This window comes from Ruegeria sp. AL12, from assembly GCF_056540885.1.
This window is the reverse complement of the sequence record NZ_JBQFXN010000210.1, coordinates 1-518: the sequence shown is the minus strand read 5'-3', so window position 1 is coordinate 518 and position 518 is coordinate 1. Positions and strand designations below refer to the sequence as shown.

1 rRNA gene is annotated in these 518 nt (G+C 57.7%); it reads right to left on the bottom strand.

Annotation, left to right across the window (positions count from 1 at the left end):
* A 23S ribosomal RNA gene (locus tag ACR0C6_RS22265) occupies nt 1-518 on the bottom strand; the annotation flags it as partial.

The window sequence follows — 518 nt, the reverse complement described above, 5'->3', positions numbered from 1 at the left end:
GACGTTCTGAACCCAGCTCACGTACCGCTTTAATTGGCGAACAGCCAAACCCTTGGGACCTGCTCCAGCCCCAGGATGCGATGAGCCGACATCGAGGTGCCAAACAACCCCGTCGATATGGACTCTTGGGGGTCATCAGCCTGTTATCCCCGGCGTACCTTTTATCCGTTGAGCGATGGCCCTTCCACGCGGGACCACCGGATCACTATGACCGACTTTCGTCTCTGCTCGACTTGTCAGTCTCGCAGTCAGGCAGGCTTATGCCATTGCACTCGACGACCGATTTCCGACCGGTCTGAGCCTACCATCGCGCGCCTCCGTTACTCTTTCGGAGGCGACCGCCCCAGTCAAACTACCCACCATACACTGTCCCGGACCCGGATGACGGGCCGCGGTTAGACATCCACGAAGATAAGGGTGGTATTTCAAGGATGGCTCCACGCGAGCTGGCGCCCACGCTTCAAAGCCTACCACCTATCCTACACATGCCTTGGCGAATGCCAGTGTAAAGCTATAGT